The 1,302-nt window shown below is 30.7% G+C and carries 2 protein-coding genes; both read left to right on the forward strand.

The features are described 5' to 3' along the window. Positions 1 to 181, forward strand: a 181-nt coding sequence (locus JI65_RS16920) for a hypothetical protein (protein ID WP_191018335.1), incomplete at its 5' end; no start/stop codon positions are given. A gap of 383 nt (positions 182 to 564) precedes the next feature. Next, the coding region (locus tag JI65_RS16925) for a tetratricopeptide repeat protein (protein WP_197971981.1) at positions 565 to 1,302 on the forward strand (738 nt) is incomplete at its 3' end.

Here is a 1,302-nt window from a genome sequence, read left to right on the forward strand (position 1 = left end):
GTTGTTTGAAAAAGATTTGTCCAAGCGGGAAGATTATAAAAAATCTGCTGAACAGGACAGAAAAAAGTTGGAGTCGCTCGGTGAACAGGTTGTCGTAAAAGATTTTGAGCAGGATAACTTAGCTTTGTATCAGAAATTGCTGAAATATCTTTCGAATTATGCAACGTCTTATAACAACTGATGAATCATACAGAAGAGTTTTTTAATCAATTATATGCTACAGAACCTTTTAAGTGTCAGATAGAGATGTGGTATCATTTTGATGACGAAGCAGAAAAACACGTAATTCTAAACTACACTGTAGAACTTCGGTATCCGCAAATTGAATTTACGTTTACATAATTATACCACAATTTAAATCCATTTATGAAGATGTATATAAGGGATTTACAGTTAGAAGTGGTACCGCGCATACAAATTCAAATTTGTATTCTCAATTACTATTTTGAGTGTGAGATTGGCAATGCAATGATGAAAGGCATTGCCAACGAAAGTGTATCTTTGGATTCATATAAAATTAATATGGGGGCATCATTTAAATATAGATTTTAGGAGTATTAAGTTATGAAAAAATTTTTTGTATTATTGCTTTTTTTTATTGCTGGATTTTGTTATGGAAATGAAGCTGATGATATTGATGAACTAATGGTTTTATTTAATGAAGGGAATGAAGAAGCTATATTGACCAAGGCAGAGAAAATACTTTCTGTGGAGTCATGTTCCAACGATGCTAAATATAATGTGTTCTCTATTTTGAATGAATTTTATTACCGCAAACGTGATTATATCTTGGCTTGGGAAAATGCGATGAAAATGATAGATTGCGATCCTTATAATGGTTACGGATATTTTAGGGCTGGTGATATTTTATTAATATTGCATAATCAGGTAGAGGCTTGTGAATATTTGTCAAAAGCTATAGAACTTGACCCAACCCAGCCGAATTATCATTTGGCAAGAGGAATGGCAAAATATGAGCTATTTAAGAGAAAATTTATAACAAATAAAAAAAATATAGAAAAGAATGAACTGTATTATGATGAGCTCTTAAAAATATTTGATGATTTTGCAGAGGAGATGATACTTGACACTGAAGATTATTATCCAATATATATGGGGGGATTATTGCTTGCTTTTTATATAGATGAAAATCTTCCCGATTATAAAGAATTAATTCAAAACGGAATTTCATTATTGAATAAAGCTATTAGATTGAATCCAAATTTTATAAATTCATATTTTGTACTTGCATCGGTTTATGGCTCGCAGAAATGTTATGATATTGAGAAATGCTATCAAAAT

The organism is Treponema zioleckii, from assembly GCF_014737315.1.
GTDB lineage: Bacteria > Spirochaetota > Spirochaetia > Treponematales > Treponemataceae > Treponema_D > Treponema_D zioleckii.